The following is an 18,351-nucleotide window of genomic DNA, read 5'->3' on the forward strand; positions in this document are numbered from 1 at the left end:
AAGTTCAAGAATTTATTTATAAAGCAATTAATAAAAGCCCCGTTAGAGAAAACGGGGCTTTAAAATCCGGATAGATCTATTTTGTTGTGTTATAGGCTGCCAATGCTGCCATCGTCACTATGTCGGAATCACGTGCGCCCAAGGGAACAATCTGGGCCGATTTTTCGAGACCGACGAGAATAGGTCCGATCAAGGTTGCCCCGCCGAGTTCCTGCAACATTTTGCTGGCAATTGAAGCAGAATGGTAGCCCGGCATAACCAGAACATTGGCTGGTTCGCTCAATCCCATGAATGGATATTGCTCCATCATTTTCGGATTGAGCGCAACGTCGGCACTCATTTCGCCATCAACTTCGAAATTGACATTGCGTGCGCGAAGCAATTTGACCGCTTCCTGAATACGTTGGGCGCCTTCACCCTTCATGTGACCGAAAGTAGAATATGCCAGAAGTGCAACGCGTGGCTTATAGCTCATATCACGGGCAAAATTTGCAGCTTGCTCGGCAATATCGGCTAATTCTTCCGGATTCGGGTGTTCGGAAATTGCCGTGTCGGCAATAAAAACGGTGCGCCCGCGGCAAATTGCCATAGAAATACCGACAACCCGTTCGCCGGCTTTCATGTCGATAACGCGGCGGACATCGGCAAGTCCGGTTTCATAATTTCGGGTAACACCGGTAATCATCGCATCGGCATCGCCCATTGCCAACATGCATGCGGCAAAATGGTTGCGATCATTATTGATGTAACGGTGGCAATCTCTCAATAGCCAACCTCTTCGTTGCATTTTGCTATAGAGATAATCGGCATAAGCATCTTTCCGATCGGACAGGCGGGCATTGGCAATTTTTATTCCGGATCTGTTAAGGTCGATACCGGCTATATGTGCTCTTTTTTCAATAATATCTTCATGACCAACCAGAATGGCACTACCGAGGTTCTGGTTGACGTAAGAAACGGCTGCCCGCATGACCTGTTCTTCTTCACCTTCGGCAAAGACAATCCGTTTGGGATTTTGCCGTACGCGATTATAAACACCGCGCATTGTTGCGGCTATCGGGTCACGCCGCGCAGCCAAATCCCGTGCATAAGCTTCGAGATCAGCAATAGGCTTACCGGCAACGCCGCTTTCCATTGCCGCCTTGGCAACAGCAGTCGGAATGGCAGATAACAGGCGTGAATCAAACGGTACCGGAATGATATAATTCGGACCGAATTTCAGTCGGGTGCCCCGATAGGCTTCGGCGACATCGTCAGGCACTTCTTCACGGGCAAGTTGGGCTATGGCTTTTGCCGCCGCAATTTTCATTGTTTCATTGATCGTGCTGGCGCGGACATCCAAAGCTCCGCGGAAAATATAAGGAAAGCATAAGACGTTGTTGATCTGGTTCGGATAATCCGAGCGGCCTGTTGCCATAATGGCATCGTCACGCACCTTGGCAACTTCTTCCGGCGTAATTTCAGGATCAGGATTAGCCATAGCAAAAATGATCGGTTTTGGAGCCATGGATTTGACCATTTCGGGCGTCAGAACACCCTTGGCCGAAACGCCAAAGAAAACATCTGCCCCATCAAGTGCTTCGGCGAGTGTACGTTTGTCGGTCTTGACGGCATGGGCCGCTTTCCATTGGTTCATATTTTCTTGCCGACCTTCATAAACAACGCCTTTGGTGTCGCACAATATGACATTTTCCGACTTGAACCCCATGGCCTTTATGAGTTCAATGCAGGCAATTCCTGCAGAACCGGCACCATTACAGACGAGACGTGTATGTTTCATGTCCCGACCGGTGAGGTAAAGCGCATTGATGAGACCGGCTGTAGCAATAATAGCCGTACCATGTTGGTCGTCATGGAAAACCGGAATATTCATTAACTCTCTTAAACGGCTTTCAATGATGAAACAGTCCGGAGCCTTGATATCTTCCAGATTTATGCCGCCGAAAGACGGGCCGAGATAACGGACCGAATTGATGAAAGCATCAACATCGGTCGTATCGATTTCGAGGTCAATTGAATCGACATCGGCAAAACGTTTGAACAATACGGCTTTGCCTTCCATCACCGGCTTGGAGGCGAGAGCACCAAGATGACCAAGGCCCAAAATGGCTGTGCCATTGGAAATAACAGCAACGAGGTTGCCTTTGGCTGTATAATCATAGGCAAGAGCCGGATTTTGCGCAATGGCTTTCACCGGAACTGCAACACCCGGTGAATAAGCTAAAGCCAAATCATGTTGGGTTGCCATGGGCTTTGTCGCAATAATTTCGAGCTTTCCCGGACGCCCGCGACTGTGAAAATCCAGCGCTTCCTGATCGAGAGAACTGTAACTTGTTGATTTGTCGTTGTTTTTTTGATTCTTTTTGCTCATTTTTCTATCATTTTCTGAGGTAGCGAGTTTGTTCGCTCCATTTAAGCCGGTATATATGTGATAATAAACGGAAATTATGGATTATATTTAAAAAATAGTCCAAGTTTTTTTATTGCTTTTGCATATATTGTCCGGACGTTTCGAACAACAAATTCTGATGACATTTCAATCGACAAGAGTTGGGTATTAAAACACATATTGAATGGCATGACACATAGTTTGGATGCTATAGCTTGAAATATTCCGACAAAGCATTGCGGTTTAAAAAAGCTCTTTGGTGACAAGCCGAAAGCAAAGGTTAAAAAAGGCATGGCAGAAGAAGTAACCCGGGAAATGGCGGCAGAAAAGCCGGAAAGAAAACATAATCGCTCTGATGATCGTATCACGCCGATGATGGAGCAATATATCGAGATAAAGGCGGCAAATAGCGATTATTTGCTGTTTTATCGCATGGGTGATTTTTACGAGTTATTTTTTGATGATGCCGTTGAAGCTTCCAAAGCATTGGGTATCGCTCTTACCAAACGTGGCAAACATCTTGGCGAAGATGTGCCAATGTGTGGCGTTCCTGTTCATGCCGCAGATGATTATTTACAAAAACTCATTGCCTGCGGTTACCGCGTGGCTGTCTGCGAGCAGATGGAAGATCCCGCTGAAGCAAGAAAACGGGGTGCCAAATCGGTTGTGCGGCGCAATGTTATCCGCCTTGTCACACCGGGGACTTTGACAGAAGACAAACTGCTTGATCCGGCACGCTCCAATTATCTTATGGCGCTTTCACGCATAAAGTCGGGAAAAGATCAGGAATTTGCGCTTGCATGGATTGATATTTCGACCGGAATTTTCAAAGTAAGCCGTGCCCATGCCGACCGGTTGCTTGCCGATATTATGCGCATTGACCCGCAAGAACTGATTGTTGCCGATAGTGTTTTCCATGACGAGGCATTGAAACCGTTATTCAACATTCTTGGCCGTATCGTCACACCGCAAGCAGCAAGCCTCTTTGATAGCAATATGGCCGAACGCAATATTTGCGACTATTTCAAACTGGCAACGCTAGAAGGGCTCGGACACTATGATCGTGCCGAACTTTCGGCAATTTCTGCGGCAATCGGTTATGTTGAAAAAACACAGATCAATGAACGTCCCCCCCTTATGCGTCCTTTAAGGGAAGATGAAAATGCCTCTCTGTTTATCGATCCGGCAACCCGCAACAATCTGGAATTGACACGAACACTTTCAGGCCAGCGCGATGGCAGCTTGATGAAAGCGATTGACCGGACCGTCACCGGCGGCGGTGCAAGGCTTTTGAGCGAACGCTTGATGGCGCCGTTGATTTCACCGGTAACAATCAACGAGAGGCTCGATTCGGTTGCCTATTTTCTCAATGATATGCGGTTTGCCGAAAATTTGCAGGCTATTTTGAAGAGCGCTCCTGATATGCCGCGAGCACTTTCACGCCTTGTTCTTGGTCGCGGCGGCCCGCGCGATATGGCTGCAATCCAGCGCGGCTTTGCTGTTATTTGCGATGTGAGACATCTGTTTGCGGGTAAACTTCTACCGCAAGAATTAAGTGATGCTTTTGCAACTCTTGAAAAATTGCCGGTTGATTTACACAGTCACCTTGATCGCATACTGGCCGATGATTTGCCCTTGTTGAAACGGGACGGGGGATTTGTTCGCGAGAATTATAACAAAGAGCTTGATGAATTAAGAACCTTGAGGGATGAATCCCGCCGGTTCATTGCCGAATTGCAAGGCCGTTATGCGGAAGAGACGGGCGTTAAAGCGCTTAAAATCCGCCATAACAATATTCTCGGTTATTATATCGAAGTCACCGCGCTTCAGGCACCCGCACTGACAGAAACGGCTGAAGCAAAAAGCCGTTTTATCCATCGCCAGACAATGGCGAATGCCATGCGTTTTACCACAACCGAACTTGCCGATCTTGAAAGCCGCATTGCCAATGCAGCCGATCGCGCTTTGACAATCGAACTTGAATTGTTCGAGAAGCTTGTCGCAGAAATTGCAGATCAAGCCGATTTTATCCGGCAAGCCGCTATGGCACTTGCTGTTTTTGATGTTTCCGCCTCCAATGCTTCTCTTGCCGAAGAACAGGGCTATTGCCGCCCGATTGTCGACCAGTCGCTCGATTTCGAGATTGTCGCCGGACGCCATCCGGTGGTCGAACAGGCATTGAGAAAGCAGGCCAAGGAACCGTTTGTGGCCAATAATTGTGATCTTTCTCCCAAAAATGGTGCGAAATATGGCGCCATTTGGCTTCTCACCGGCCCCAATATGGGTGGTAAATCAACGTTTTTGCGTCAAAATGCCTTGATTGCGATAATGGCGCAAATGGGGTCGTTCGTTCCTGCCGGTTCTGCCCATATCGGTGTTGTCGACAGGCTTTTTAGCCGCGTTGGTGCAGCCGATGATCTTGCCCATGGGCGGTCAACTTTTATGGTTGAAATGGTGGAAACAGCAACAATTCTCAATCAGGCAGGCGAGCGTTCATTGGTCATTCTCGACGAAATCGGCCGTGGGACGTCGACATTTGACGGGCTTTCAATTGCCTGGGCAGCCATTGAATATCTTCATGAAGTCAATCATTGCCGTGCAATTTTTGCGACCCATTTCCATGAAATGACAGCGCTCACCGAAAAACTTGATCGTCTTCATAATGTGACGATGAAAGTCAAAGAATGGAATGGCGATGTTGTTTTTCTTCACGAGGTGGGAAACGGCGCGGCAGATCGTTCTTACGGTGTGCAGGTGGCAAAACTTGCAGGCCTTCCGGCCGCTGTTTTGTCGCGGGCAAAAGATGTTCTCCACCAATTGGAAAAAGGCGAAGTCGCCGGTAAAGCCACAAAATTGATAGATGATCTTCCACTTTTTTCCGTTGCTTTGGCACGCGAAGCAGAAAACAGCCGTCAAACTTCAAAAATTGAAGAAGCCTTGAAGGCAATCAATCCGGATGAGCTTTCGCCAAGGGAAGCCTTGGAAGAACTCTATCGCCTGAAACAACTTTCATTGGCTGAAAATTAACGGCAGGGTTCAAGAAATACCGTATCAAGCAATCAACAATTGCCGCGCATGATGGCGTTTCGAACCATGCAAGGTCGCTTGCAGTCCGCCTTTGTAAGACATTTAACGACAACGGGATGATGCAGGGTGGAATGATACCGGAAAACTATCCGGATGTTTTTTAAGTGCACTATAAAATGTGATCGTTAATCGCATTTTTGTCTTGTGTTGGTTGGTGAAACCGAGAGGAGATTATTGCTGGAAACTCCGATTCTCCGGCCCAAAAAATGACACTTCGTTTTTGCTCAAGCGAAGTGATTTTTAAGCGTTGTGATATGGCCTGAATGCTGCACTTATTCCCATTCCTCCACCGATTCCCATTGTTGCAAGGCCAAGGGCATCGTCAGCCAGATTTTTCATCTGGGAAAAAAGCCGTATCGTCAAAAAAGTGCCCGACGCGCCGAAGGGATGCCCAAGGGCGATTGCGCCACCATCACGGTTGATTTGTTCTTCCGATATATCCAATTCGTCAATGGCGGCAAGCACTTGTGCTGCAAAAGCTTCATTGAATTCAATGACTTTAAAATCCGAACAATTGTCGAGCTTCATTCTTTGTAACAACTTTTTTGTCGAAGGAACCGCTCCCATACCGGCAAGATTGGGATCAACACCGCTTACAGCACTGTCAACGAATACAATCCCGTATTGAATACCCAATTGTTTGGCTTTTTCGAGAGATGTCACCAGAACAAGTGCCGCTCCGTCGTTCAAAGGGCAGGAATTTCCGGCAGTAACCGTTCCATCTGTTTCAAATACCGGTCGCAAATGCTCCAAAGTTTCAAGTTTCAAACCGGCTCTCGGGCAATCGTCAGCGGAAAATAAGCCTTTTGCTGTTTGAAGTGCTATGATTTCATCATCAAAACGATGGTCTGCCTGAGCTTTCAAAGCTCGTCGATGGCTTTGAAGCGCAAAACGATCCTGTCTTTGTCTCGATACACCAAAATGTCGGGCAATATTTTCAGCCATGTTTCCCATATCGGGGTCACCGACGCTATCCGGTGAAAACCGTGCACGGGAGAAAAATTGCGGCAATTCGCGCGGCGTTTTCGGGCGTTTTATGCGCCAAGGCGCAGTTGATACACTTTCTGCACCACCGGCAAGATAAATGTCACCCGCTCCCGCTTCAACAAGTCTGCACGCCATAACCACTGCTTCAAGACCTGAGCCGCATTGTCGGTCGAGCGTTAACCCCGAAATTTCGACAGGCAATCCGGCGGTTAAAGCGGCAAGGCGTGCGAGATTACCGCCACCGCCCGCAGCATTACCGATCATAACATCGTCAATTCCGGTTTTTTCGATCTTTGTGCTTTCGACGAGTGCCTGAATGAGCGGGCTTAGAAGATATTCCACGTCAACAGATGAAAGCGCACCATATGCGCGCGCTATAGCTGTTCTTGCGACCGCAATAATAACTGGTGTTCTGCTTTCATCCATTTTTAAAGCCTTGTGATTTCGGGGTTGCCCTCTTCAACCATTTTTTTCACGATGACACGCGCGATTTTTCCGCTCCATGTCATCGGCCAATGATTGATTAAATAGAAATCTTTCGGAATTTTGAATTTTTCCATTAACGGGCGGCAAAACTCGCGCAATTCATTTTCAGTTAAAGCAGCATCTTTGAATGAAACAACGCTGACAAGACGTTCGCCATAAACGTTATTGGCAATGCCGAACGCAATCGCTTCACTGATTTGAGGAATAGTTTTCAATGCGGTTTCTATTTCGGCAAGATAAATATTGTTGCCGCCCGAAATAATCATGCCACCGGCACGACCCATCACATAAAGCTCGCCATTTTTATCCATCATGCCGAGGTCGCCAACCGTTGCACCATATTGGTTACGGACAAATGACTTGCCATTGTCGCCCCATAAATATCCGTCCGAGATCAAATCGCTTTCGACAAAAATCGTGCCGATTTTATTAGGCGCGAGCGGTGACAAATTTTCATCGCGTATTGTGACTTTGACACCGGGAAACGGTTTTCCTACCGGCGACATGGAAGTTTCATGCGAAAGCGTTCGGGGCGTCATTTTGTTGACTGCAACAAAACTTAATTCGGAGGCGCCATAATATTGTAAAATCTCCGCATTCGGGAAAAGCGCACGGGCATCGTCATAATGCTGACGATCGAATTTTGAAGCTCCGGTCACAAGTTGCTTCACTCCTTTAAAAACCAACTTACGCTCATCTGCCCGTTGTTTCAATTCGTTGAGCATGGTTGGAACGCCGACAAAACGGGTGGCAGTTTTAAGAAGCTCCAATACTTCATCGACATTGAATTTCCTGACGCTTTCAAATGTCTGGCCGCTATCCAATGTTTCAATAAGCGCATAAAGGCTCACGCCATGCGCCATCGGCCCTGGGGCAACTGATTTATGTAATTTGTCGAGGCCGAAGAGTTTTCGTCCGGTGACGAGTGAGTTTCGCCAACTTTGGCGATTTCTGATAAAAGCTTTGGGAAGCCCTGTTGTGCCGGATGTAAAACCGATAAAAAACGGCCCGAGCGGTAAATCGGCTATTGCCCGATCAGGAACGATTCCTTCCAGAAAACGGTCATAAGTTGCCAGAAAACGGTCATAAGTTGATGGGGTGTCAGCACCTTTCTCAACATAAAGCGCTGGTAGATCAAGGTTGCGGGCAATTTCAGCGATAACACAGTCTTTATTCTCGCAAATGACAATGTCGGGACTAAGCCGACGCATGATTTCTTCAATCTGGTTCGATGGTGTGGCAACAGAAAGAACAGCAACGCAATGCGGGCTTGCCGAACCGCCGACAAAAATTTCACCAAAGCGGAAATGGTTCGGCAGTGCGAGCAGAACCAGCCGACCATCATCCGGTAAACCGAAACGGTCAGGGTGGCGTTTTTCCAGATTGAAAAGCTTGCGCCTGAAAGTTTCGGCGCGTTGGCAGAGTGTTTTATAGGTGATTTCATTTCCGGCGATCGAAATCGCAATTCTGTCAGGTGTTAAACCGGCATGTTTTGCCAATACATCAATAACCGACATTCGTTCCCCTAACGGTTCGGAAATAATTATGGAGCGACTGCTTTTTTAAGCGCCGACGTATTTTTAAAATGATCATAAAACTCTCCCGTTACAATTCAACGATCATAACGGGAGAGAAAATTTTAAAATCAGATTTGGCGAACAGCACCTTTGGCTGCCGATGTTGTCATGGCTGCATAAGCGCGTAATGCCTTGGAGACTTTGCGTTTGCGAACCTCTTCCGGCTTCCAGGCTTTGTCGCCTTTCTGTTCCATTTCCTTGCGACGTTTGGAAAGTGTAGCGTCATCGACAGCAAGATGGATTTTGCGATTTGGTATGTCGATTTCGATTGTATCGCCTTCTTCGACAAGGCCGATTGTGCCGCCTTCAGCAGCTTCCGGTGAAACATGGCCGATGGAAAGCCCTGACGAACCACCGGAAAAACGACCATCGGTAATGAGGGCACAGGCTTTTCCCAAACCTTTCGATTTCAGATAGCTTGTCGGATAAAGCATTTCCTGCATTCCGGGGCCACCGCGTGGACCTTCGTAACGGATAAGCACAATGTCCCCCGGTTTGATTTTGCCGTTCAAAATAGCAACCACGGCCGAATCCTGACTTTCAAAAATCCGTGCAGGACCTTTGAATTTCAAAATCGAGTCGTCAACACCGGCAGTTTTGACGATGCACCCATCCTTGGCAAGATTGCCGTAAAGAACGGCCAGGCCGCCATCCTTCGAATAGGCGTGGTCGACATCGCGGATAACGCCTTTTTCGCGGTCAAGGTCGACTGTTTCATAACGCCGTGACTGGCTGAATGGTATTTGTGTGGGAATACCACCCGGAGCTGCACGATAAAATTCATGGACTTCGGGATTATTTGTGTGTTTGACATCCCATTTACGCAAAGCATCCTTCAAGGTTGCTTCATGAACAGTTGCAACTTCGCTGTGAATAAGACCTGCACGGTCAAGCTCGCCCAGAATTGCCATCACGCCGCCGGCACGGTGGACATCTTCCATATGCACATTGGCAACGGCCGGAGCGACTTTACAAATAACCGGAACATGGCGTGAAAGCCGGTCGATGTCGGACATGGTAAAATCAACTTCACCTTCTTGCGCAGCGGCTAGTAAGTGAAGAACCGTATTGGTTGAACCGCCCATTGAAATATCAAGCGTCATTGCATTTTCAAAAGATTTGAATGTTGCAATCGAACGTGGAAGAACACTGTCATCATTCTGTTCATAATAACGCTTGGCCAATTCAACAATCCGGTGACCGGCTTTTTCAAAAAGATGTTTGCGGTCGGCATGGGTTGCGAGCATTGAACCATTGCCGGGAAGCGAAAGCCCCAGAGCTTCGGTCAGGCAATTCATCGAGTTTGCTGTAAACATGCCCGAACATGAACCGCATGTCGGGCAAGCTGCCCGTTCCATATTGGCAACTTCCGAGTCGCTGTTATGGTCATCGGCTGCCGCAACCATGGCATCAATAAGATCAACCGCAAGGTCTTTGCCTTTCCATTTGATCTTTCCTGCTTCCATCGGGCCGCCGGACACAAAAATCGTTGGAATATTGAGCCGCAAAGCCGCCATCAGCATTCCTGGAGTAATTTTATCGCAATTGGAAATACAGACCAGAGCATCTGCACAATGGGCATTGACCATATATTCGACCGAATCGGCAATGATCTCGCGGGAGGGAAGAGAATAGAGCATACCGTCATGCCCCATTGCGATGCCGTCATCAACAGCAATTGTATTGAACTCTTTGGCAACGCCGCCAGCTTTTTCCACTTCACGCGCGACAAGTTGGCCTAAATCTTTAAGATGGACATGGCCTGGCACAAATTGCGTAAAGGAATTGGCAATCGCAATAATCGGCTTACCAAAATCTCCGTCTTTCATTCCTGTGGCACGCCAAAGGCCACGGGCACCGGCCATATTCCGGCCATGAGTAGAAGTTCTTGAGCGATAGGGAGGCATTTCGAATTTCCTTGAATAATTCCAATGTAGTAACGGTTTTGCCGCACAGATCATATAAACGCAAGGATTTTAAACGCTTTTTTGATCAATGCTCAATCACATTTAGATTAGAATCAAAAACAATTTTAAATTTAAACGCAATATTATTGCGCACCCTTTGGCCATTCTTCATGATAAATAAGGCTTTCGAGCGGTACGCGTTTGCGCCAGCCTTTTTGCTCAAGTTCCGGACTGTCATAAAAGTGGCTGACATAACCGATACACAAATAGGCGATAATGTCTATTTCGGCGGGAATCTTTAACAATTCCTTTAGCTCGTCATCATGATAGATCGAAACCCAGCCGACGCCGATGTTTTCAGCCCGTGCCGCAAGCCATAAATTTTCCACAGCACATACGCAACTATAGGCCGACATTTGCGGATTATGAAAACGGCCAAGACCGGTGCGGCCATCGCGCGAGCGGTCACATGTGACAACCAGATTAAGAGGTGCTTTGACGATACCCTGTAATTTCAGGCGGTTATAAAGTTCTCGCCTTTCATCGTTAAAAATTTTTGCTTCCTCGGCTGCCGCCCGGTCAAAAATTTCTTTGACTTGGTTTTTTCGCTTTTTATCGCGGATAAGAAGGAAATTCCATGGTTGCTGGAAGCCTACCGAAGGCGCTGAATGAGCCGCTTCAAGGAGCCTTTTAATAACAGCCTCTTCGAGTGGTTGAGGTAAAAATTCGTCGCGCACATCGCGCCGTTCATGAATAACTTTATAGATATCTTCCAACATAAATTCTGTGCCGAACTCCTTATTGATCGTGCCGATGGTTGAATGAAAATCGTTCTCTTGGCGGCGTAAGAACGCTTTCCGAAATTTATTAGCCGTCTAACAAATGCCTTATAATTAATAATGTGAAGCAATCAAGTTTATCGCCGCTCTCGTGAGCCAATTTGAAAGCACAAAAATAGTCGAACATGTTTTTGGTTATGATTGAAGAAGGCAAAGTGCTAAAAAACCGGAATTGTTTGCCAATAGTTTCAGCCTGTCTCTCAAGGACCATAAAAACGGTGATTTTTTTAAACGGGAATTAGCGGGATAGAAAAAGCAATGAACAAGACCGGTTGGGAATGGAAAGATAAAGCCGCTTTGAAGAAACGGGTCTTCATTCAAGGAAGTTAACTGGCAAAGAAGTTAACTAGCAAAAAAGTTAGCGGGCAAAAAATTTAAACGGCAAAATTTCGGGATTAGAGCCTAGGGAAGCTCTCTTTATGAAGCGGGCGCATTTTGAAGATTGGTGGAGCTAAGCGGGATCGAACCGCTGACCTCTTGCATGCCATGCAAGCGCTCTCCCAGCTGAGCTATAGCCCCATTCAGGATGAGAAGGTCACGTTGTGACCCTCAGGGATAAAGACAAACTGTCTGGCGGCTTCTTAAATTGAGTGGCGCCAAAGATCAAGAGGGAAATTGCAATCTTTATAAAGAAAGCGACTTCCCTCTTTGTATTTCATTAAATGTCGTCGTCTTTATGAACTTTATTGCCACCGGTGATAATGCCGCTAACGTCATCATCCTCGTCGTCTTCATCATCCGGCAAGAATGCGTCGTCATCATCGTCACCAAGATCGACATCCTCGTCGTCGCCGATATCGGGTATATCTTCGCCACCTTTGTTTTCATCATCGGCATCTTCAAGCGAGATGAACTCGGGCTTTTCTAATGCCGTCTCAAGGTCTTCCGTCTCTGTCTCCTCTTCCTCATCTTCGCCCTTAGCATCGGCTGTGGCGTCGAAATAGGATCTGGGGTAGGAGATCCCAGTATAAGGCGAAATAATCGGGTCACGATTGAGATCATAGAATTTCTTGCCCGTTTCCGGGTCTATTCTTTTGGTTCCAAGTTCAGGTTTTGCCATGGACCGAGCCTCTTTTGGTTGGTCGTGCTGTTTCTATTTGCTATATGCTTATAAAAATAGCCACGCGCCTTTGTTTGAAAGCATTTTAACCGGACACGAGCATTTACGCGTCCATAAAAATGCCGTTGAGATTAATCAAAAAATCCGTTCACGGTGCTTAAGCGCAAAAATATGCTTTTGTCAAAGATAAACAATAAGAACCATGTTCAATTTCCTTGAAGCGATGTATTTTTTCATGACGTATGAAACTCGTTATGTTAGAAGCATGCTTTTCCTATATATAAAGAAGAAATACGTTTGCCATGTCTGAACCGCTTCCCGCTACCTCGAAAAAATCTGCCGATCTTTCCGGACATATCCGGATACCGGGCGATAAATCCATTTCCCACCGTTCATTGATGTTCGGTGCTCTGGCAAGTGGAGAAACCCGCATTTCCGGCCTTTTGGAAGGTGACGATGTTATTCACACTGCCAATGCCATGCGGGCAATGGGAGCAAAAATAACTAAGGATAATGATGTTTATGTTATCCACGGAACCGGAAACGGTTGCCTCTTGGAACCTGAACAACCGCTTGATTTCGGCAATGCCGGAACCGGAGCAAGATTGACGATGGGGCTTGTCGGCACTTATGCGATGAAGACGCGATTTATAGGTGACGCATCTTTGTCAAAACGGCCTATGGGGCGCATCCTTGATCCCTTGCGGTTGATGGGCGTGCAGGTTGAAGCCTCGGAAGGTGATCGGTTGCCGTTGACATTATGGGGCGCAGTAACGCCCAACCCGATTACCTATCGTGTTCCTATGGCATCGGCACAGGTGAAATCGGCCGTTTTGCTTGCCGGTCTCAACACTCCCGGCATTACCACCGTCATCGAGCCGGTCATGACACGTGACCACACCGAAAAAATGCTTGTGGGCTTTGGTGCCGATCTTGAGGTCGAGACTGATAATGACGGTGTGCGCTATATCCATTTAGAGGGGCAGGGGGAATTGCACGGGCAGGATATTATCGTTCCCGGCGATCCGTCTTCGGCAGCATTTCCGATTGTGGCGGCCTTAATTACCGAAGGTTCGGATATAACAATAGAAAATGTATTGTTAAATCCCACCCGTACCGGATTAATCACCACACTTTTGGAAATGGGAGCCGATATAAGCTTTGAAAACAAACGCCAGACCGGCGGGGAAGAGGTGGCCGATATTCGCGTGCGTTCCTCCCGATTAAAGGGCGTAAAAGTGCCAAAAGAGCGCGCACCTTCCATGATTGATGAATATCCTGTTCTGGCAGTTGCAGCCGCTTTTGCCGAGGGAAAAACAGTTATGGAAGGGCTTGCAGAACTGAGAGTCAAGGAATCGGACCGGCTTTCAGCCGTCGCCAATGGTTTGAAAAAAAATGGCGTTGACTGTGAAGAGGGAAAAGATTTCCTGATCGTGACTGGCGAGCCTTCGGCAAAAAACATTGGCGGCGGAACAGTCACAACACATCTTGACCACCGTATTGCCATGAGCTTTCTGGTCCTTGGTCTTGGAGCTGAAAAGCGTGTAACAATTGATGACAAACGCATGATTGCAACAAGTTTTCCGGAATTTATGGGGCTGATGGCCAAATTGGGAGCGCATATCGAATGAACCTGAAAAAGCCGTTTATTATTGCAATTGATGGGCCGGCCGCTTCAGGAAAGGGCACATTGGCGCGCAAACTTGCCGCCCATTACCAATTTTCCTATCTTGATACCGGTTTGACTTATCGTGCGGTTGCCGATGAGCTCTTAAAACGTCATTTGCCACTTGATGACGAGGATATTGCTGTAAAAACCGCTTCGTTGATTGACTTTTCTTCACTTGATCGGGCGCATTTATCCGAACATGAAATCGGTGAAGCGGCTTCGAAAGTGGCGGTAATGGGGCGTTTGCGCAAGACATTGGTCGACATGCAAAAAGCTTTTGCAAAACAAAGTAAAGGGGCGGTTCTTGACGGGCGCGATATTGGAACAGTCGTCTGTCCTGATGCAAATGTTAAGCTCTATATTATTGCGACACCTGAAGTTCGCGCCGAACGGCGCTATAAAGAAATGATGGAGAAAGGCGAGAAAGCCGATTATAATGCCATTCTTGCCGATCTTAAACGGCGTGACGAACGCGATATGAATCGTGCCGAAAGCCCGTTGAAACCTGCAAAAGATGCGCACTTGCTTGATACAACAAAATTGAGTATAGAAGGCGCGTTTACTGCCGCTTGTGCTATGATTGATCCAATTTTGGCAAAACGGTAAAAGACTTTAAGAGAAATGTTATTTCCGGCCATGCGCCAAACTACCCCGCAAAGAGCGGGCGGCAGGAAAATAACATCGTTTTAACACTAACCCGGCGCGCTCGTGCCTTATTTCATAATTCTATCAAAAGGCACTTCTTCAGGAGTTTCTATGTCACAATACAATCCCACAAAAGCGGATTTCGAAGCCCTTTTGGCTGAATCCCTCCAGACCCATGATCTCGTCGAGGGTTCGGTTGTCAAAGGCCGCATCATTGCAATTGAAAAAGATATGGCAATCATTGATGCCGGTCTTAAAGTAGAAGGCCGCGTTCCGTTAAAGGAATTCGGTGCCAAGGGTAAAGACGGTTCGCTCAAGCCCGGCGATGAAGTCGAGGTTTATGTTGAGCGTATCGAAAACGCTATGGGTGAAGCTGTTCTTTCACGTGAAAAAGCCCGCCGTGAAGAGAGCTGGGTTCGTCTGGAAGAAAAATTCAACGCCGGTGAACGTGTTGAAGGCGTTATCTTCAGTCAGGTCAAAGGTGGCTTCACGGTTGATCTTGACGGAGCAGTTGCTTTCTTGCCGCGCAGTCAGGTCGATATTCGTCCGATTCGCGATGTAACGCCGTTGATGCACAATCCGCAGCCTTTTGAAATTTTGAAAATGGACCGTCGTCGTGGCAATATTGTTGTTTCACGCCGTACAGTTCTTGAAGAAAGCCGCGCCGAACAGCGTTCTGAAATCGTACAGAACCTTGAAGAAGGTCAGGTTGTTGAAGGTGTCGTCAAGAACATCACCGATTACGGTGCATTCGTTGACCTTGGCGGTATTGACGGCCTCTTGCACGTTACCGATATGGCATGGCGCCGTGTCAACCATCCGTCTGAAATCCTGTCGATCGGTCAGACTGTAAAAGTACAGATCATCCGTATCAATCAGGAAACACATCGTATTTCCTTGGGCATGAAACAGCTTGAAAGCGACCCGTGGGAAGGCATCAGCGATAAATATCCGGTTGGCAAGAAGATCAAAGGTACTGTTACCAACATTACCGATTATGGTGCTTTTGTCGAAATCGAGCCGGGTATCGAAGGTCTTATCCACGTTTCAGAAATGAGCTGGACCAAGAAGAATGTTCACCCCGGAAAGATTCTTTCGACCTCTCAGGAAGTCGAAGTTGTTGTTCTGGAAGTGGATCCGGCAAAACGCCGCATTTCTTTGGGTCTCAAGCAGACATTCGAAAACCCGTGGACAGCTTTTGCCAACAAATTCCCTGTTGGTTCTGTTGTTGAAGGTGAAGTCAAGAACAAGACCGAATTCGGCCTGTTCATTGGTCTTGAAGGCGATGTTGACGGTATGGTTCACCTTTCCGATCTCGACTGGAACCGTCCTGGCGAGCAGGTTATCGAGGAATACAACAAGGGTGATGTCGTCAAGGCTGTTGTTCTTGATGTTGATGTCGACAAAGAACGTATTTCACTCGGTATCAAGCAGCTTTCCGGCGACAAGGTCGGTGAAGCCGTTGCTTCCGGTGAATTGCGCAAAGGTGCTGTTGTGACTTGCGAAGTGACTGCAATCCACGACAATGGCATTGATGTAAAACTGGTCGACCATGATCTCGAAACAACGATCCGTCGTTCGGATCTGTCGCTTGATCGTGATGAACAACGTCCGGAACGCTTTACAGTCGGCCAGAAGGTTGATGCACGCGTTACCGCATTCGACAAAAAGACCCGCAAAATCTCAGTTTCAATCAAAGCTTTGGAAATTGCCGAAGAAAAAGAAGCTGTTGCACAATATGGTTCATCAGATGCCGGTGCTTCACTCGGTGACATTCTGGGTGCCGCATTGAAGAAGCAGGAACAGGAATAATCCTTCCGATCCTGTTATCGTAGGTGACTGCGATGGCTTTGAGACAAAATCAGGAAACCCGCCTTTTGAGGCGGGTTTTTTTATAGGCAATAGCTTTTTTGCGGTTTTTAATTGAATTGCCGTTTTTCCTTTATAAAGCCTGAAAAACTGCATTATTCCTGCCTGATCAACACAACCGGTGAAGCACGTTGAATTAAGGATTTGCAAAAATAAATAATTTGCGAAAATTAGTAATTAAAAAAGCGGCTATAAGCTTATTTTTCAGCGACGAGAATAAGGAGGTTTCTTCCGTTTTTGAACAAAGCCTGGCAGGTACTTCTGGCCAATAATCACTTCATATCATTGAAGGCGGAGCCATATATAATCCCGTTTGATAAGTGCGGTGGCGATTGTCTCTCCCTATTTTATCAAAGCAAAGGGAAACGGATTTTTTATGCTTTGAAAAATCAATAAAGTTCCGTTTTGCAATTGATTGAGCGGAATGCGCTTTGGTCTGTTTTTTAAAATATTTTGTTTCAAAAATTAAATGACAAAAGATAGAGGCATTCGTTGATTTGTTTATCTTTGGCGAGCTACGTCATTCTTTTGTAAATGTTAGGCGAGGGGATAGGGAGTGACCAAAAAAATTCCCGCGAATTTCGCGGGAATAATGGAATAATCGAAGAATCTTTAAATTCTTACGAAGGATTGGACTTTTGTGCTTTTGCCTGTTCTTCGGCAATGCGCTTCTGGAATAGTCCTGCAAAGTCGATCGGGTCGATCATCAAAGGAGGAAAGCCGCCATTTCTTGTTGCGTCGGCAACGATCTGGCGTGCAAAAGGAAAAAGCAAACGCGGACATTCAATGAAAACCAACGGCATAATGTGTTCTTGCGGAATATTCTTTACGCGGAAGACACCACCATAAACGAGTTCGACGTTGAAGAGCATATCCTTGCCTTCACCGGCTTTCGCGGTAAGCGAAAGGACAACATCATAGTTACCATCTTCCATAGGATTGGCGTTGACGTTGATTCCGATATTGATTTCGGGAGCTTTGTCTCTTGGTCGTAATGCCTGTGGAGCATTCGGGCTTTCAAACGAAAAGTCTTTCAGATATTGGGTGAGGACCGTAAATACGGGAGCTTCGCCATTTTTATTTGCATCGCCTTCGGCCATAATGAAAACCTTCTATGATTAGCGCCAAAACGCGCCTTGTGTGGTTAGAGATAATATGGGCTAGCATGTCACGTGCATTGTTGCAATAAATGGGGCCCGGCCTTTCACCATTTTTCACTCAATGATCAATTTAAACGCTTGTTATCGTCATCTTTTCGCCACGGCGAATGTTCGGGGTCGGATGAATGATAATCCTCGGCATCAAGATCGATTGTTTGCGAATGGCTGTTATCGTAATTGTTTTTTGTAAAACCGGATGAAAAAGAGGTGCGGACTATCATCTTTTTCGACACCCATTTCCATAAGAGATCGCGTATTTGCGGGATAAAAAGCAAAAGGCCGATAATATCGGTTACAAAACCCGGAATGATCAACAGGATAGCGGCTATAATAACCAACGCTCCGTGGGCAAGTTCACGATCAGGCATATGACCGGCGGCAAGCTCGCTTTGCATTTTGGCGAGAAGCGTAATTCCCTGAACGCGCAAAAGAACAACTCCCGCAACCATTGATAAAATGATAAGACCTAAAGTTGCGAGAACGCCGATCTGTTTTCCGACAATGATGAAACCGGCAATCTCGATAAAAATTGCGATGAGCAAAATCACACCGGCAATATTGGGTGTGTTACGGTAGATATTTCCCACCAACGCTATCCTTTCGACGGTTTTTTATGAGTTTAATGCGCTCTATAGTACAATTCCTTCTTTAAATAGGGATTAAAAAGCCATATTTG

11 protein-coding genes, 1 tRNA gene and 1 pseudogene are annotated in these 18,351 nt (G+C 46.8%); 4 read left to right on the forward strand and 9 right to left on the reverse strand.

The genetic code is table 11. The features are described from left to right. Positions 1-76: 76 nt before the first annotated feature. On the reverse strand, positions 77-2,371 hold the full coding sequence (locus H3S83_RS02460) for an NADP-dependent malic enzyme (protein ID WP_077970029.1): 2,295 nt from the start codon (positions 2,369-2,371) through the stop codon (positions 77-79). A 375-nt stretch (positions 2,372-2,746) separates the two neighbouring features. Here H3S83_RS02460 and mutS point away from each other — a divergent pair. Continuing rightward, a pseudogene (mutS, locus tag H3S83_RS02465) lies at positions 2,747-5,416 on the forward strand (DNA mismatch repair protein MutS); the annotation flags it as partial. Between the two features lie 300 nt (positions 5,417-5,716). Here the strand turns inward: mutS and H3S83_RS02470 are convergent. The 6 genes from H3S83_RS02470 to H3S83_RS02495 form a co-directional block, all read right to left on the reverse strand. After that, complete coding sequence (locus H3S83_RS02470; protein ID WP_077970034.1) at positions 5,717-6,889, reverse strand: thiolase family protein; 1,173 nt, start codon at positions 6,887-6,889, stop codon at positions 5,717-5,719. A 2-nt stretch (positions 6,890-6,891) separates the two neighbouring features. Beyond that, on the reverse strand, positions 6,892-8,466 hold the full coding sequence (locus tag H3S83_RS02475; RefSeq protein WP_198238822.1) for an AMP-binding protein: 1,575 nt from the start codon (positions 8,464-8,466) through the stop codon (positions 6,892-6,894). A gap of 128 nt (positions 8,467-8,594) precedes the next feature. Next, on the reverse strand, positions 8,595-10,433 hold the full coding sequence (gene ilvD, locus H3S83_RS02480) for a dihydroxy-acid dehydratase (protein ID WP_198238823.1): 1,839 nt from the start codon (positions 10,431-10,433) through the stop codon (positions 8,595-8,597). Between the two features lie 143 nt (positions 10,434-10,576). Next, positions 10,577-11,212: a 5,6-dimethylbenzimidazole synthase gene (gene bluB / locus H3S83_RS02485; protein WP_198238824.1), complete on the reverse strand. Its 636-nt coding sequence runs from the start codon at positions 11,210-11,212 to the stop codon at positions 10,577-10,579. Positions 11,213-11,715: 503 nt separating this feature from the next. Beyond that, a tRNA-Ala gene (locus tag H3S83_RS02490) sits at positions 11,716-11,791 on the reverse strand. Positions 11,792-11,930: 139 nt separating this feature from the next. Continuing rightward, positions 11,931-12,332, reverse strand: coding sequence for a TIGR02300 family protein (locus tag H3S83_RS02495; protein ID WP_198232586.1), 402 nt, complete (start codon positions 12,330-12,332; stop codon positions 11,931-11,933). 302 nt (positions 12,333-12,634) lie between these two features. On the opposite strand from H3S83_RS02495, the gene aroA reads away from it, so the two are divergent. From aroA to rpsA, 3 genes are all read left to right on the forward strand, one after another. After that, positions 12,635-13,963, forward strand: a complete 1,329-nt coding sequence (gene aroA / locus H3S83_RS02500) for a 3-phosphoshikimate 1-carboxyvinyltransferase (protein ID WP_198238825.1) — start codon at positions 12,635-12,637, stop codon at positions 13,961-13,963. Further along, positions 13,960-14,607, forward strand: coding sequence for a (d)CMP kinase (gene cmk, locus H3S83_RS02505; protein ID WP_198238826.1), 648 nt, complete (start codon positions 13,960-13,962; stop codon positions 14,605-14,607). Before aroA ends, cmk begins: the two co-directional genes overlap by 4 nt. Before the next feature lie 150 nt (positions 14,608-14,757). After that, on the forward strand, positions 14,758-16,458 hold the full coding sequence (rpsA, locus tag H3S83_RS02510) for a 30S ribosomal protein S1 (RefSeq protein WP_198238827.1): 1,701 nt from the start codon (positions 14,758-14,760) through the stop codon (positions 16,456-16,458). Positions 16,459-17,135: 677 nt separating this feature from the next. On the opposite strand, the gene secB is transcribed toward rpsA, so the two are convergent. Continuing rightward, on the reverse strand, positions 17,136-17,615 hold the full coding sequence (gene secB, locus H3S83_RS02515; RefSeq protein ID WP_077970048.1) for a protein-export chaperone SecB: 480 nt from the start codon (positions 17,613-17,615) through the stop codon (positions 17,136-17,138). A 125-nt stretch (positions 17,616-17,740) separates the two neighbouring features. Then, entirely contained in the window at positions 17,741-18,262 is a 522-nt protein-coding gene (locus H3S83_RS02520) for an FxsA family protein (protein ID WP_198238828.1), read from the reverse strand. Between the last annotated feature and the right edge of the window lie 89 nt (positions 18,263-18,351).

The organism is Bartonella sp. W8122, from assembly GCF_016102485.1.
GTDB classification, from domain to species: domain Bacteria; phylum Pseudomonadota; class Alphaproteobacteria; order Rhizobiales; family Rhizobiaceae; genus Bartonella; species Bartonella apihabitans.

What these genes read in the sequence shown, in the direction of transcription:
- H3S83_RS02495 (WP_198232586.1), bottom strand. Translation starts at nt 12,332, where the DNA reads ATGGCAAAACCTGAACTTGGAACCAAAAGAATAGACCCGGAAACGGGC.
- secB (WP_077970048.1), bottom strand. Translation starts at nt 17,615, where the DNA reads ATGGCCGAAGGCGATGCAAATAAAAATGGCGAAGCTCCCGTATTTACG.
- aroA (WP_198238825.1), top strand. Translation starts at nt 12,635, where the DNA reads ATGTCTGAACCGCTTCCCGCTACCTCGAAAAAATCTGCCGATCTTTCC.
- H3S83_RS02475 (WP_198238822.1), bottom strand. Translation starts at nt 8,466, where the DNA reads ATGTCGGTTATTGATGTATTGGCAAAACATGCCGGTTTAACACCTGAC.
- rpsA (WP_198238827.1), top strand. Translation starts at nt 14,758, where the DNA reads ATGTCACAATACAATCCCACAAAAGCGGATTTCGAAGCCCTTTTGGCT.
- cmk (WP_198238826.1), top strand. Translation starts at nt 13,960, where the DNA reads ATGAACCTGAAAAAGCCGTTTATTATTGCAATTGATGGGCCGGCCGCT.
- ilvD (WP_198238823.1), bottom strand. Translation starts at nt 10,433, where the DNA reads ATGCCTCCCTATCGCTCAAGAACTTCTACTCATGGCCGGAATATGGCC.
- H3S83_RS02460 (WP_077970029.1), bottom strand. Translation starts at nt 2,371, where the DNA reads ATGAGCAAAAAGAATCAAAAAAACAACGACAAATCAACAAGTTACAGT.
- bluB (WP_198238824.1), bottom strand. Translation starts at nt 11,212, where the DNA reads ATGTTGGAAGATATCTATAAAGTTATTCATGAACGGCGCGATGTGCGC.
- H3S83_RS02470 (WP_077970034.1), bottom strand. Translation starts at nt 6,889, where the DNA reads ATGGATGAAAGCAGAACACCAGTTATTATTGCGGTCGCAAGAACAGCT.